10 protein-coding genes are annotated in these 15,456 nt (G+C 66.3%); 6 read left to right on the forward strand and 4 right to left on the reverse strand.

Annotated elements, in window-relative coordinates; genetic code table 11:
* From ACRDTL_RS15720 to eccB, 3 genes are all read right to left on the reverse strand, one after another.
* Positions 1-179: PPE domain-containing protein (locus ACRDTL_RS15720; RefSeq protein WP_431507642.1), on the reverse strand; the 179-nt coding region annotated here is incomplete at its 3' end.
* A gap of 123 nt (positions 180-302) precedes the next feature.
* Positions 303-4,484 carry a type VII secretion protein EccCa gene (gene eccCa, locus ACRDTL_RS15725; RefSeq protein WP_431507635.1) on the reverse strand — a complete coding sequence of 1,394 codons (4,182 nt, stop codon included), beginning with the start codon at positions 4,482-4,484 and terminating at the stop codon, positions 303-305.
* Positions 4,481-6,001, reverse strand: coding sequence for a type VII secretion protein EccB (eccB, locus tag ACRDTL_RS15730; protein WP_431507636.1), 1,521 nt, complete (start codon positions 5,999-6,001; stop codon positions 4,481-4,483). Before eccB ends, eccCa begins: the two co-directional genes overlap by 4 nt.
* A gap of 301 nt (positions 6,002-6,302) precedes the next feature.
* Between eccB and malQ the strand changes: the two genes are divergently transcribed.
* From malQ to ACRDTL_RS15750, 4 genes are all read left to right on the forward strand, one after another.
* On the forward strand, positions 6,303-8,444 hold the full coding sequence (malQ, locus tag ACRDTL_RS15735) for a 4-alpha-glucanotransferase (RefSeq protein ID WP_431507637.1): 2,142 nt from the start codon (positions 6,303-6,305) through the stop codon (positions 8,442-8,444).
* Positions 8,445-8,467: 23 nt separating this feature from the next.
* Positions 8,468-9,349: an LLM class F420-dependent oxidoreductase gene (locus ACRDTL_RS15740; protein WP_431507643.1), complete on the forward strand. Its 882-nt coding sequence runs from the start codon at positions 8,468-8,470 to the stop codon at positions 9,347-9,349.
* Positions 9,346-9,804, forward strand: coding sequence for a nuclear transport factor 2 family protein (locus ACRDTL_RS15745; protein ID WP_431507638.1), 459 nt, complete (start codon positions 9,346-9,348; stop codon positions 9,802-9,804). Before ACRDTL_RS15740 ends, ACRDTL_RS15745 begins: the two co-directional genes overlap by 4 nt.
* 421 nt (positions 9,805-10,225) lie before the next feature.
* Positions 10,226-11,977, forward strand: coding sequence for a molybdopterin-dependent oxidoreductase (locus tag ACRDTL_RS15750; protein ID WP_431507644.1), 1,752 nt, complete (start codon positions 10,226-10,228; stop codon positions 11,975-11,977).
* A 348-nt stretch (positions 11,978-12,325) separates the two neighbouring features.
* Here the strand turns inward: ACRDTL_RS15750 and ACRDTL_RS15755 are convergent, their stop codons facing one another.
* Positions 12,326-13,408: an IS110 family transposase gene (locus ACRDTL_RS15755; RefSeq protein ID WP_431507639.1), complete on the reverse strand. Its 1,083-nt coding sequence runs from the start codon at positions 13,406-13,408 to the stop codon at positions 12,326-12,328.
* Positions 13,409-13,731: 323 nt separating this feature from the next.
* Here ACRDTL_RS15755 and ACRDTL_RS15760 point away from each other — a divergent pair, with 323 nt between their 5' ends.
* Both ACRDTL_RS15760 and ACRDTL_RS15765 read left to right on the forward strand, forming a co-directional pair.
* Positions 13,732-14,832 carry an IS110 family transposase gene (locus ACRDTL_RS15760; RefSeq protein WP_431507640.1) on the forward strand — a complete coding sequence of 367 codons (1,101 nt, stop codon included), beginning with the start codon at positions 13,732-13,734 and terminating at the stop codon, positions 14,830-14,832.
* A gap of 151 nt (positions 14,833-14,983) precedes the next feature.
* The coding region (locus ACRDTL_RS15765) for an AMP-binding protein (RefSeq protein ID WP_431507641.1) at positions 14,984-15,456 on the forward strand (473 nt) is incomplete at its 3' end.

Genomic DNA, 15,456 nt, shown 5'->3' on the forward strand with positions numbered 1-15,456 from the left:
GGGCCGGTCCATGAGCCGCTGGTCAGACCGGAGACCAGCGATTGGTAGGAACTGGCCGCGGAAGTCAGCTCGGTGGCCAGTTCGTGCCAGGCGGTGGCAGCAGCCAGGATGGAACCCGCGCCCGGACCGGCGTACATCCTGGCCGAGTTAATCTCCGGTGGTAGCGCCCCGAAATCCATCGCGCCCTCCAAGCTGACCCGGCATCAGTGACTCTTTAGCCAGGTTAACTAGGTGGCGTGGGCGTCTAATAAGTGTCAACTATGCGCTGGCTGTGTGTGGCCGCGGCGCCCGGTTCGCCGGAGTTATCGGCGCAAGTCGGTGGCCGCCACCTGAACGAACACCCCGGTGTCCTCGGCCATGAGCAGGCCACGGCCGCGGGGCAGCGGGCCGCCCTTCATCTTGCCGCGGATAAAGCCCTCGTCGGGGTCCGCGTCCATCACCAGGAGTGGCGTATTGGCCTGATGCAGGGACCGCAGCAGCGGGTCGCTGCCCGCCGAGGACCAGCCGCCGAAGGTGCGAGTGACGATCACATGCAAGCCGACGTCGGTGGCCCTGGTCACCCACGGCGCGGCCTTGTGCAGCGGCGAATCGAAGCCCGGTGGCAGCTGCTGGATGTCGTCGATGATCAGGAAGATCTCCGGTCCGCTCCACCACGAATGCGCCAACAGTTCTTCGGCCGACAGACCCGGTGGCGGCTCGCGCCGGGCCAACGCGGCCGCCAATTCGTCCGTCATCGCGGCAACGCCATCGAGGTTGTAGGCGAACTTCTCCACGTAATCGGAGCCCAGCGTGGTCAGTAGCTGACGCCGCGGGTCGACCAGCCACACCTGCGCGGAGGGACGCGACGTCGGCGGCGCGCTGCTCGCGCCGGGGGCATAGAGCCGCCCGATTTCGGACATGATCGTGGCCAATGTGGTCGTGCGCCCGCACTCGCGCCGACCGGTCACCATCAGGTGCGCGTTCTCGGCAAAATTGAGATACACCGGCTGCATATCCAATTCCGATATCGCCCAGGCGATTCCACCTGCACCGACGCCCTGGCGGTGATCAGCCGCAGCCACTGTCCGCAACTGCTCGATGTCGTACCGCGCCGGCAGCCGGCGTACCGGACGGGCCCTGCCCGCCGCTACCTGGCTGACCGCCGCAGCCACGCTGTCGGACGCGAAATCCCCACGCGGTGTGCTCTCCAACGCAGGCCTGCCCACCAGCGTGTGCAGACCGGACTGCGGGTCGCTGTCCAGCCGCACGTAGTTCACCGCGACCATGCCGCGGCCCGGCTTGACCGGGACGTCCTTGGCGAACCGGGAACGCACCAGCTTCGCATCCTCGACCGCGGCCAGCCGTAGCTCCACTCGGGAGCCGAAACCACTGCGCACCGGGGGCCTTAGCTCTGATTCCCGGTCGGCGGTCACCATCACGTGCACCCCGAATGAAGGGCCCTGGTTGATGATCTGGTTCACCTGCTCGATGAGGATTTCGTTCTCCTCGGCCAGCGCCCGGTAGTTGTCGATCACCAGGTAGACGTCGCCGTACCCGTCGTCGGGCACGCTGCCGGGCTCCCCACCGAACTTGCGCCGACGGAACACCTCCATGGAGGCAATTTCGTGCTCGAGGAAGCTGCGTTTCCGCTCGCGCACCAGCGCGAGCAGTTCGGCGACCGCGCGGCGTACACCGTAGGGGTCGGTGGGGCCGGCGACCTCGCCGACGTGCGGCAAGCCGGCCACCGTCGTCAACGCCGTACCGCTGTAGGCCAGGCAGTAGAACTGCACCTGTTCAGGAGTATGGGTCAAGGCGGCCGAGCAGATCAGTGTCTGCAGCGCCGTTGTCTTGCCCGAACCGCCGGAGCCCAGGATCAACACGTTGGCGCCCGCCCCGGAGGTGTTCACAGTCCACGGCGGCTGGTCGTGTTTGTACGGGCGGTCGACGATCCCCATCGGGAACACCAGATCCCGTGCGGCACCATAGTTCTGCTGCCACGGCCGGCCCAGGAAGCGGTTCACCAGCTGGTCGATCGCCACCGGTTCGTTCAGCGGCGGGTGCCACAACCGGTAGGGCTCGAAGTCGATCCGGCGCAGCTGATCGATGATCACCGTGCCGACTTTCGGTGTCCTGATGGCGTTTTCTTCTTCTTTTTCTTCCTCGTCTTCGATGGTCTCAACTTCGCCGTTGGTGTCGCTGATCATCTCACCGTCCACGACTTCGGGTATGGCGAGCCCCGGGCCGCTCGCGCTGACCTCAAGGGGCGTGAAGTCAGTGGTAAACAGTTGCGGGCGAATGTAATCGACCGCATGCACCAACGGGGCCTGCCCGTCCTCGTCGAGTGAGACGCCGCGACGGTATTCGCGCCACAGGAATTCCGCCTGGAAGCGGACGATCTCCTCGAAGCTCTTACGGAAATAGCCCAACCCGGCCTGAGCGGGCAGGTTCACCGCGTTCGGCACCCCGGCCGCTTGTGCGGCACCCGCGGTGCGGGCTTTCAGCACCAACCGGTAACCCATGTTCTCCATGAGCTTTTCGGCTCGACTCTCGATGGTCTGCGACGCCATCATCAGATGGATCCAGTAGGCGCGACCCTGGCGGCCGATCGAATCCAGGACGTCGACCGCGGTCGGCATGATCCGGAACCATTCGTAGAACTCGTCGATGACCACCACCAGCATCGGCAGCGGCGGCATGTCCTGGCCGCGGGCCCGCATGCGGTTGCGCATCTCGTTGTATTCCTTGGCGTCGTCGACACCGGTGTTGTCGCACACCGCCTTGCGCCGGGCGATCTCACCCCACAGCGCGTCCAGGAAGCGCTCCATGAGCGCCTGGTCTTCTTCGAGGTCGGTGATGATCCGCGACACGTGCGGAACCCCGGCGAACGGCTTGACTGCCGCCCCACCCTTGAGGTCGGCCAACACGAACTGCAGCTCCTCGGGCGGATGCGCGAGCATCAGCGACTCCAGCACGGTCCGCACCAGAGTCGACTTACCCGACCCGGTTGTCCCGGACATCACGCCGTGCGGCCCGTCACCGCCCTCGTCCAGCGACTTCATGTCCAAGAACACCAGCTCGCCGTTGTCGGCTCGGTTGGCGAACGGTATGCGGAGCCGCGACCGCCGCGACGAGTCGCCGCGCCCGTTCCACAACACGTTGAAGTCGATCAAGGCCGGATCCTCAATCCCGTAGTAGGACAGGATGTCTCGCGCACCGATATGCGCCACTCGCTGGCCGATCTCCTCGTATGCCTCGGCGAGCCGCCAATGCGCCATCTGCAGCGCAAACTGCTCGGCCTCGGCTTCGCTGACCTGGTCGGCCAGCGCGAAGAACCACTTGCTGTCGTCGATCACCATCCAGGTATCGCGGTCACGGGGCAGTGCCTCGATCACCCCGGTGCCGTCGAACTGCAGCACTCGTTCGGGATTAGCTGTCCACAGCGCAGACCCGGTCAGGTCGAAGAACGTCACTCCGTCAACGCCGTCCGCGCTGAGCACGTATTCCCATTGCGGATCGTCGATGTCGCAGACGATCACGTGGTGAGGTGTCGGCGTCTCCGCCGAGGAGCTGGCGTGTCGAGGTGTGAACGAGCCGCGCCCGGCGAACATCTCGCCTTGGTCGGCAGCGAACTCGCGCACCGAGCCGTAGACCATACGTGCGTTACCGGCCGCGTCGTGGCGGCGTGGATCCCCGAAGTGCGGGAGCCATTTGACCCAATCCCATTCCGCTGGGTTGGAAGTGACGACGACCATCTGGACATGATCGGGACCGTGGGAGAACGCCAGCTGGCAAATGATCGCCCGCATCAAGCCCAGCACCGGTTCGCGGGCCCCGATCAGCGCGTACCAGGGTTCGACCAGCAGCGACACCATCTTCGGCAGGTTGTAGATGACGCTTTGATAGCGCCCGAATTCTTGTAGTGCCTTACCGGTTACCGGCTCCAATTCGATGTCGGTCGGCATGTTCTGCGGCTCACCCCAGGTAACCTCCGGTCGCGTCATACCTACCCCGACGCGGACGACGCCGAAGTTGAGGTCCTTGCCGTCGGGCTTACGCTCCCACATCCGGGGCGTTCCCACAGCGGCCGACAAGGTCGTGGGCTCCGGGTGAAACCAGCGGTAGTTGGCGTCCATGGAGTCGGCCGATTCGTGCGCGGTTTCGCGGAGCATGTCCAGCATCAGCATGAACTGGGCGCGCATCGCGTCCAGTTTCGGTCGGCTCATCTGCTGCTGGCCGCCGAACCGGCCGCCGAACATCATCATCCCGACCCCGCCGACCATGAAGAGCGGGAAGATCATGCCGGCGCCCAAAAACATCCGCGATCCGTTGGCGACCGTCATGGCGATCATGCCGACCAACAGGCCGACCACCAGCACCCCGACCACGACCAGCCACCAGGGCTTGCCTTCCGGCGGCGGAACGCTCAGCGGTGTCGGTAAGACGATGTTCTCCGGCTTGACTACCGGCGCCCGTTCCGGTGTTGGGCGAGCAAAGCCACGTTTCACTTTGGTACCACCAACTCTGCAGGGTTCATATCGGTCGGGAGGGTGTCATGGCGCACCAGCGCGTCCGCCTTCGAGAGTGTCGGGCCCGGCGCCAGCAGCCGTAGCGCCACCCACGGCGCCGGGCTCGGCGCCGAGGTCAATCCCAGCGCCGTGCGCGCATCGCGGGTGTCGTCAACGCCGTACCGCACGCCCGAATGCGAAAGCCACCAAAGGGATTCGGTTGTCTTCGACCCCGGGTCGTTACCCGTGACCTCGACGAAGTTGGCAAAGCTGGGGCCGAAGTACACTCGGTCGGCCTCGCGGCCGGAGTTGTCCGCCTTGACCAGCGATACCACCTTGTCGACGTCGGAGGTAGCCACCGGAACCGTCGGCCCGGACACCACCTGGACCCGGGCGCGCTCCTCACCGGCGGTCTTCTCCCACCACCAGCAGGTCGCCGGGTTCTCCCGGATGTCGATCGCGTTCAGCGGGCCGTCGGGGTAGGCCGAGAGGTCCAACCCATGGACCACCGGCATTTTCGCCAGCTCGGCGGGCCGCACTACCACCGGCGCGGTGCCGGCCGGGTTGCCGGCGTTCTGCAGGATCTGGGCCACCACCGCAGTCACGGTTTGCACGCCGTCGGGTAGTACCACCGAATACTGTTGCGGCCCACTGATTTGCGGCGTCGCCAGCACCGTTCCCACCGGCCCCGGCGCGCCGGGGAAATCGGCCGGACTGCCGGCGTTGGGCACTTTTGGCACCGAGAGTTCGGGGCCCACCGGCAACGCGTCAAACAGCGCGTGGCTCATCGGACGTGCCTGGGTGACCTGCTCCGGGCTCAGGCCCAGCGGCAGCAACACCGATCGGTTCGCCGCATCGATACGTGATCGCCGCCCCTCCCGGATCACCCAGGCGTCGTTCTCGTACCGCAGCACCACGGAGTCCAACCCGCTTACTACCCGCCGGTGTCCCGATAGGTCCGGGGTGCCGTCGATCACCGTCACCGTCACCGGAGACGGCGCCCCCGCGCCCGACCTGGACGTCACCGCGTCGCACACCAGCCACGACGACGACTCCGGGCCGGTCGGCGAAATGTCGCTGGGTGCGCCCGGGATACCGACCATCGGCCCGTGTGGTTGCTCGGCGATCTGACTCGACCGAACCTTGTGTGGATTGTCCGCCCGGCCGGTGATCAGCCGCGCCGACGCCAGATTCAGGGCCGGATACAAGGTGTCGCCGACCCGCACGTACAACGCACCCGAGTCGCGGTCGGCGATGATCGGCGACTCGCTCAGCTGGCCGGACGGGTTGATGAACGACCAGAGCAGAGCGCCCAGGCAAATCACCAATCCCGCCGACACCGATGCCACCACAGCCAGCGTCTGGCGGCGGCCGGGTTCGATCTCCATGCGGACCCGCCAGCGCGTCAACGCCATCGCGGTCCGGCGGGCCAGGAATTGATAACCGGTTACCTGGGTCCGTGTCGACAGCCCGAGGCCGTACCCCGAACCGCGCTGACCGCCGCCCTCAGTTGGCACCGAAGTTCACCCTCTGATCCGTCGAAACACCTGGGTACGGTCGGTGGTTGCTATTCACACCGATAACGGTAAGGTACCGCCGCCAACCTCGCCACGCGAGGATGTGGCCGGCGGCGGCGTCCCGAACCGCGCCGTCGGTCACGGGTACCACAGCGCCAATATTTGTCATCTGCCCTACTGGATTGGTTCAAGTTTGTCACAGGCATCGTAGCGACGAGTAGCAAACTCGGCCCGTCCACAAATTGACGCACAGGTGACCTGACCGTGTCACGGTGTGGCTGCGCCAAGCAAGATGTGCAACATGACCCACCCCCCGTCGCTCGTCGAACTCGCCGGGCGGTTCGGCATCGCCACCGACTACGAGGACTGGACCGGTCGGCGGGTGGCTGTGCCCGAGGCCACTGTGGTGGCTGTCCTTGCCGCCTTCGGCGTGGCCGGCGGAACCGAGGCCGAGCGCGCCGCGGCGCTGGCCGCCCGAGACCGGGCATACTGGTCACGCCCGCTGCCGGCGACCATCATCGGACGCGCCGGCGTCGAGACGCCATTCTGGGTCCATGTGCCCCACGGTGACCCGGCCGAGGTGTGGGTGCAGGTGGAGGACGGCACCATCCGGCGTGAGGTGCGGCAGATCGACAACTTCGCCGCGCCGTTCGAGCTCGACGGGCGCTGGGTCGGCGAGGCCACCTTCGTGCTGCCCGCCGACTTGCCGCTCGGTTACCACCGGGTGCATTTGCGGTCGGGCGACCAGCAGAGCGACACCGCGCTGATCGTGACCCCGGACTGGCTGGGGCTGCCGGAGCGGCTGGGGCACAGCCGCACCTGGGGGCTGGCGGCCCAGTTATACAGCGTGCGGTCCGCACGGTCGTGGGGGGTAGGCGACCTCACCGATCTCGCTGATCTTGCGGTCTGGTCCGCCTCGGCGCACGGCGCCGGTTATGTCCTGGTCAATCCGCTGCATGCGGCGACACCGACCAAGCCGATGGAGCCGTCGCCGTACCTGCCGACGTCGCGGCGCTACGTCAACCCGCTCTACCTTCGGGTGGAGGCGATCGCGGAATTCGCCGACCTGCGTAAACGCCGACGGGTGCGGCGGCTACGTAAGGAGGTGCAAGAACACGCGTCCACCGTCGACTCGATCGACCGCGACACCGCCTGGGCGGCCAAACGCGCGGCCCTGCAGCTGGTCTATCGGGTGCCACGCTCGGCAGGGCGCGAACTGGCATATGCGGCGTATCGGGCGCGGGAGGGGTCCGCGCTCGACGACTTTGCGACCTGGTGCGCGCTGGCCGAGGAGTATGGCGGCGACTGGCATCAATGGCCCGAGTCGCGCCAGCATCCCGCCGGCGCCGCGGTCGCCGAATTCGTCGCCACGCATGCCGAAGCCATAGATTTTCACCGCTGGCTGCAATGGCAGCTCAACGAGCAGCTGGCCGCCGCGCAATCGCATGCGGTAGGGGCCGGCATGTCGCTGGGCATCATGGCAGACCTGGCCGTCGGCGTGCACCCCGACGGCGCCGATGCCTGGGCGCTGCAGGACGTGCTCGCCCTCGGCGTGACCGCCGGCGCACCGCCCGACGAGTTCAACCAGCTCGGCCAGGACTGGTCGCAGCCGCCGTGGCGTCCGGACCGGCTCGACGAGCAGGAGTACCGGCCGTTTAAGGCGCTGATCCGCGCCGTGCTGCGGCACGCCGGCGGGGTGCGCATCGACCACATCATCGGGCTGTTCCGGTTGTGGTGGATCCCCGCGGGCGCCCCGCCCACCGACGGCACCTACGTGCGCTACGACCACGACGCGATGATCGGCATCGTCGCACTGGAGGCGTATCGCGCCGGGGCGGTGGTGGTGGGCGAGGATCTGGGCACGGTGCAACCGTGGGTGCGCGACTACCTGCGGGCCCGCGGCGTGCTGGGCACCTCGATTCTGTGGTTCGAGCTCGATGACGACGGGCCCACCCGGATCCCATTGCCGGCCGAACGCTGGCGGGAGTACTGCCTGTCGTCGGTCACCACCCACGACCTGCCGCCGACCGCCGGGTATCTGGCTGGCGAGCATGTGCGCCTGCGCGATTCGCTGGGCCTGCTGACTCGTCCCGTCGAGGAGGAAGTGGCCGCCGCGGAAGCCGAACGGGCAGCCTGGCTGGCCGAGCTGCGCCGGGCCGGACTGCTGGGCAAACACGCCGACCTGGACGCAACCGTCCTGGCGCTGCACCAGTACCTCGGCCGAACGCCGTCGCGACTCCTGGGGCTGGCGCTCACCGATGCGGTCGGTGACCGGCGCACCCAAAACCAGCCCGGCACCACCGACGAGTACCCCAACTGGCGGGTTCCGCTGTCCGGCCCGGACGGTCGGCCGGTGCTGCTCGAGGACGTCTTCACGGACGCCCGGGCAGCCAGGCTCGCCGAAGCGCTGTGCGCTCACACCACCGCCGAGCCGACCTGTTAGCTTTCGCTGCCATGGAAGTCGACATGTTGGTCGCCGTCGTCGCCCCGGTCGGCGCCGGCGTCACCGGCGACCCGGTGTGGATGGCGGAATTCGCCCGGCATCTCGAATCCTGCGGATTCGAATCGATCGTGCTCGTCGAGCACACGGTCCTGGCCACCCGGTACGACAGCGTCTACCCCTATGACAGCTCCGGGCGGGTCGAGCTGGCGGCCGACTGCCCGGTCCCCGATCCACTTGACCTGCTGGCGTTTTTGGCCGGTCACACCGAGCGGCTCGGGTTGGCCACCGGGGTTCTGGTGCTGCCCAACCACCATCCGGTGGTGCTGGCCAAGCGAGCGGCGACCGTCGATGCGGTGTCGGGCGGCCGGCTGCGACTTTGCGTCGGTGTCGGCTGGCTGCGTGAGGAGATCGAGGCGTGCGGAACCGAATTCGACAGTCGCGGACGGCGGGCCGACGAGCAATTGGTGGTGCTGCGGGCGCTCTGGGATGACCGACCGCGAGGGGTCAGTCACCACGGTGAGTTCTTCGACCTCGACGACGTCATGTGCTACCCGAAACCCGTTGCGGGCGCCGGTCTCCCGGTGCACATCGGCGGACACAGCCGAGCGGCGGCCCGACGGGCCGGACGGCTCGGCGACGGCTTTCAACCGCTCGGAGTCGCCGGTCCGCAGCTGGGTTCGCTGCTGTCGCTGATGCGTGAGGAGGCGTCGGCCGCCGGGCGCGATCCGGCCGCCCTCGAGGTTTCGCTGGGCCACTCGGTCACCAAGATCGACGCCGAACGCGCGGGCCGGCTGGCCGATGCGGGCGCCGACCGGATCGTGCTCGCGATGCCGCCGATCACCGATATCGAGCAGGCCAAGGACGCGTTGTCGGCCTGCGCCGAGCGATTGTCGATCCCGACGTGACGATCTCGCCGATCGACCGGGCGGCTCTGACCGACCTGGTACACCGATACGCGGCGGGCATGGACGACCGTCAATTTGATGAGGTGGCAAAGCTTTTCACCGACACAGCCGAACTCGTAGTGCCCGACCCGCCGGCTGAGCTGGCACCGGTCCATCGCCACCGCGGTCAGGCCGCGATCGGCGCGGCGATCGCGGCGGTGGCCACCACCGTGCGCACCGAGCACGCGATTGTCGGCGAGGTCTACGACGACGGCGCGCAGCCCGGTTGTGCACGCGGGCGCATAGCCTGCGTGGCGCATCACTGGGTGCAGCGCGGCGAGGCGCTCACCGACCTGGTCTGGCACCTGCGCTACGACGACGAGTATCAGCGCACGGAGGCCGGCTGGCGGATCGGCCGACGGATTCTGACGATCAACGCGATCGAACACCGTCCCGTGCGGCGGCTCCGGAGCTGACGACCAGCTGCTCGGTGAACGCCCGGACGGCCTGTCGGGCCGGCGCGACGCGCCGATTGTGATGAATTTCACCTGTGGTTTTGGTTACGAACGAGGATAATTCCGCCGCGGGTAAGACGTATTGTGCGGTAATCCCTTTCCGGACAAGTATTTTCGCGATTCAACCAGGGCTTGTACACCTGCCGACATATCTATCACATCGCGCCTATGCGGATATAGACCCAGCTGGTTCGGTCGGCGGGTTCAGAATAGGCGCAGCAAGTGGGCTCCGAGCAGGCGTTGTTTGCCCAGTGTTCACCGCGGCGTTTCGGCCCCCTGGTGTATCTTCGGCCGCGTGACCACTACCGATGCTAACGATGCCGACGGCCATGTTGATTCGGCTAGGACTGCGGTAGCGGGAGGCAACGGCAACGCCGCGACATTGGCGGTCGGCAGGCCGCTGGATTTCGACCCGGACTATCGCAGCGAGATACACACAGCCGAAGACACCATCGATGTCGAGGACTACGGCGGCGGATTCGACCTCACCAGGCGGGCCACCGCGCCCAGGTTGCGGATCGGCCGGGACAAATGGCTCAACCTGTTGTGGCTTATCCCGCTCGGCTTCGCGATCTTGGTGGCGGCGGTGGCGATCGGCAAGGGGCTTTACAACATGGCCCCGGTGCAGGCCTTCATCCAGCGTTATCCGGGCGCCGATATCCCCAAAAAGGCTCCCGGCGTTCCGGCGTGGCTTGGCTGGACGCATTTTTTCAACCTGTTCATCATGATCTTCATCATCAGGAGCGGGATCCAGATTCTGTGTGACCACCCGCGGCTCTACTTCAGCCGGAACGCCACCCCCGGCAAGGACGAGTGGCTGCGGGTGGGTCCCCCGGTCCCGGACGACGAACTGTGGACCGCCAACGCCGACACCGTCGCGCTGCCGCCACAGTTCGGGCTGCCCGGTTTCCGGCACTCCATCGGGCTGGCCCGCTGGTGGCACCTAGGCATGGATGTTCTGTGGCTGCTCAATGGTCTGGTCTTCTACGTCCTGTTGTTCGCCACCGGCCAGTGGCGACACATAGTGCCGACCAGCTGGGATGTGTTCCCCAACGCGCTGTCGGTCGCCATTCAGTACCTGTCCGTCGAGCACTGGCCCGCGGACAACGGCTGGTACGCCTACAACGGCATGCAGGTGCTGGCGTACTTCACCACCGTCTTCATCGCCGCGCCGGCCGCGTTGATCACCGGGCTGGGCATGTCGCCGGCGCTGTCGCAACGGGTGCACTGGCTGAGCACGCGGTTGAGCATCCAGCACGCGCGTTCGCTGCACTTCCTGGTGCTGGTGTACTTTTTGTTCTTCATCATCGTCCACGTCACGCTGGTGTTCGCGACCAGCGCGCTGAGAAACCTCAACCACATGTTCGCCGCGCGCGACGACGACAGCTGGATGGGGTTCTGGGTCTTCGCTGCGGCCATGGTGGTGTGCGCTGTCGCCTGGGTCTGGGCCACCCCGTTCACCATTCGGCATCCCCGTGTCATCCAGCGTGTCGGGTACGCGCTGGTCGGCCCGTTCCAGCGGCTGCTGGAGCAGTTGAACCCCAAGCCGGGCGCATTCACCGAGGAAGACATCTCACCGCATCACTGGCGCAACGGCCGGCTGCCGGAGACCGTCGAGTACAAGGAGTTGGAGCGCGACGACTTCACAGACTGGCGACTGCGGGTTTACGGTCTGGTCGAGCACCCGATGGAGTTTTCGCTCGACGACCTCAAGGCACTGCCCTACCACGAGCAGATCAGCCAGCACTTCTGCATCCAGGCCTGGTCGGGTGTGGCCAAATGGGGTGGCGTGTCGATGAAGACGATCATGGACATCGTCAAACCGCTGCCCGAGGCGAAATGGGTGGTGTTCTATTCGATGGGCCTCGGCGCGACCGGCGGTATCTACTACAACGCGCACCCCATCGACCAGATGGGCTACCACATGACCATGCTGGCCTTCAACATGAACGACCAGCCGCTCCCCTACATGCACGGCAAGCCGCTCCGGCTGCGCAACGAGTTGCAGCACGGCTTCAAACTCGTCAAGTGGATCAAAGGCATCGAGTTCGTCGCCGACTATCACGAGATCGGCAGCGGCTACGGCGGTTACAGCGAAGACCACAAGTACTTCGGACGCCACCAGACCATCTGACGCTACGTTTTCGCGTGGCGACCCGCCGCGCTTGCGATCGCCACTGATATGGGGGACATCTTGTCAAGTGGGCAGGGGGAAGCGGCGGCCGCAACCGTCGTCGTGGCCGCCGCTTCGTTGACCAGATAGGGCCAGTTGTGGGGTGTCGAGCGTGTCGTATCGACGCGTTGTCAGTCTGATATACGCGGGTTGGCTACCGCAGGACGGTGCTTTCGAGTCGGAGCGGACCGCTTGTCTAGGATCGAGTGTCATCCGTTGTGTGACAACGTGATTACTCATAGCGGCGACGCGGGTCACTCCAAGACGCTTGCCGACACCCGGTGACTCATCTGGACATTTGTGGGGTGCTCAGTCGTCAAGCACGGCCAGCGACCAGCACCACCCGGCCAGCTCACGTGCGATCGCGGCGTTGGCGACCACTGAGCGTTTCTTGCGCTCATCAAAACGCATCCAGCGTTCATGCAGGCGCCGGTTAGCGGCCTGGCCGCGGGCCCGGGCTGCCGGCGAGGCGGCATCCCAGCGTCGCCGCATCACAGCACCGGGCCGATAGGGGGCTCGGTGGTGCCAAGCGGCTTCGACCAGCAGCCGGCGGGCATGACCATTACCGGTCTTGGTCACCCCGCCCTGGGTTCGCGTCGCCCCCGAGGAATACTCGCTGGGCACCAGTCCGAGATAGGCGCCGATGCTGCGCCCGGTCAGCCGAGACCAGTCACCGATCTCCACGGCCAGCCCGAACGCGGTCAGCGTGGCCACCCCGCGCAGACACCCCAGCCTGGTGGCTACCGGAGTGAATTGCGAGTCCGCGGCCATCTCGGCGATCGCGGCCTCGAGGCGCTCCCGGCGGTCGACGGTGGCCAGCATCGCGTCGAAGGCGGTGTCGTAGGCCAGTTGCAGCGCGGTGTTGTCGAAGCGCTGCCGGCGCAACCACCGCTCATGCTCCCGTATCCAGGCCCTTCCACCGCAATAGACGATCCCCTGACGCAACAGCAGTTTTGACAGCCGGTGTCGAGCCGTCATCAAATCCCCACGCACATCCTCGCGGGCCCGCACCAGATCCCGGGCGGCCTCCTGCTCGACGGTCGGAATCGTCACCGCCACGACCTGACCCAGATGCAATAACCGGGCCAGATGCCGGGCATCACGAGCATCGGTTTTAACCCGGTCTCCGACCGGACGGATCAGCTTCGATGGCGCCGCCACCACACAATCGATCCCCGCCGCCAGCAGAAATCGAGCCAGCCCGAATCCCGTCGGTCCCGCCTCATAAGTCACTGCCACCGGACCCGGCAGCGACAAAACCCATTCCAGGATTTCGTCCTGGTCCGGGGTCAACCGGCGCTCAAACACCTCGCCCGTATCCCCATCCAACCCACACGCCACCACCGATCGCGCGTGCACATCGAACCCAACACTCGTACGCTGAACCTTCACTGGGGCCTCCCACATCTGTGGCTCTACGGCCAGGACCGAATTCCTAACCGCAACCCACGTTCACATGTGAGCGAGGCCCCAGCCCCCCATACCAACTTGTTCAATGGGCGGCAGGTGAGCATGGTCTGCAGCCATGATCATCGAGCACCGATTCGAGATCGCTCGCCCCATACCTGTCATCCGTAATTGGGATTGGCTCCTAGACGGCTTGTGTCTCGGGTCGGTGCGCCCGGCGTGGAGTGGCTGGAGAGAGGCCTGCAAAGCCGAAAGTTGGTGTGCCCTCCTCGCTTTCAAAACCGAACCGAGGCGAGGAGAGAAGTTTCGTGCCAACGATATCGAAGACCCCCGACCGGGTCGTCATCGCGATCGACCCGCATAAGGCATCCTGGACCGCCGCAGCGGTGGACCTATCATCGCAACCCGTGGCCACTATTCGCGTCGCGGTCAGCCGTGACGGCTATCGTGCGTTGCGCCGCTTCGCCCGCCGGTGGCCCGGCTCGACCTGGGCCATCGAAGGCGCATCGGGGCTGGGTGCACCTTTAGCGGCGCGGCTACGCACGGACGGAGTGGACGTGGTGGATGTTCCCGCGAAACTCGCCGCCCGGGTGCGGATGCTGTCGACCGGCCACGGCCGCAAGAACGACGACGCCGACGCCGTGAGCGTCGGTATCGCGGCATTGAGCGCACCCATGTTGACCTCCGCCGCGGTCGATGACACCGTGACCGCCCTACGCGCGGTCGTCGATCACCGCGACGACCTGGTCAAAACCCGCACCCAGACGGTCAATCGCCTCCACGTCGTGCTCACCAACCTCATCCCTGCCGGCGCGCAACGTGACCTCACCGCCGACCAGGCCGCCGAGCTCCTTCGCAAGATCCGCCCCCGCGATAGCGCTGGCAAAACCCTGCGCGGCCTCGCTGCGGACCTTGTCACTGAGATCCGCCACCTGGACCGTCGGATCGCCAAGGCCGCCGCCGACATCAAGGCCGCGGTCAGCGCCTCCGGCACGACGCTGACCGAGTTGTGCGGCATCGGTGACTTGACCGCGGGCAAGATCCTCGGCCGAGTCGGCACCATCGATCGGTTCCGCTCCGCTGCCGCGTTCGCCAGCTACAACGGCACCGCCCCGATCGATGTGTCCTCCGGCGACGTTGTGCGCCACCGACTCTCCCGCGCTGGCGATCGCCAACTCAACCTCTGCCTACACATCATGGCCTTAACCCAAATCCGGCAGAACACCCCAAGCAGGGCCTACTACCTGCGGAAACGAACCGACGGCAAAAGCCACAAGGAAGCAATGCGATGCCTGAAACGGCGCCTGTCCGACGTCGTCTACCAACAACTGCTCCGCGACGCGGCCAGACGAAAGGCGGGCCCGGGAGGACACCCGGGGGCGGCTCTATTGTCCAGCGCGGCCAGCTGAAACCCCGCACACTGACTCTTCGGACAAGTCACTTCCCGGACCCACCAGCAGCCACCATACAACCGACGAACACCACAGCTATTGACACAGAGAGGCGCCGTCTAGGCTGGATCTAAACCCAGACCCAGATAGGTCAAGCGAGGTCAGAAGAGTGCGTGAATTCAGTGTCCCTGCCCCATTCGAGGTGAGCGAGCACGACAATGTCGTCGCCGCAGTGTTCGACCACGAACGCGACGACCCCGACACCGTGATCTTCCAACGCCTGATCGACGGCGCCTGGATCGATGTCACCTGTGCCGCTGCTGCCACCCAAATCCGGTCGGCCGCATTGGGTTTGATCGCACAAGGAGTCCAGGCCGGCGACCGGGTAGCGATCTTTTCGGCCACCCGCTACGAGTGGGCAATCCTCGATTTCGCGATCCTCTCGGTGGGTGCGGTTACCGTCCCCCTCTACGAAACGTCGTCGGCCGAGCAGGTGCGCTGGGTGCTGGCCGACTCGGCGGCGGTGGCGGTGTTCGCCGAGACCGACAGACACGCGACGATGGTCGCCGAGCTGGGCGGCGAGTTGCCGGCCCTGCGCCGGGTGCTGCATATCGACGGTTCAGGCCCCAAGGCGCTCGACCA

It is taken from the genome of Mycobacterium sp., from assembly GCF_050700595.1.
Classification (GTDB): Bacteria; Actinomycetota; Actinomycetes; order Mycobacteriales; family Mycobacteriaceae; genus Mycobacterium.

What these genes read in the sequence shown, in the direction of transcription:
- ACRDTL_RS15740 (WP_431507643.1), top strand. Translation starts at nt 8,468, where the DNA reads ATGTTGGTCGCCGTCGTCGCCCCGGTCGGCGCCGGCGTCACCGGCGAC.
- malQ (WP_431507637.1), top strand. Translation starts at nt 6,303, where the DNA reads ATGACCCACCCCCCGTCGCTCGTCGAACTCGCCGGGCGGTTCGGCATC.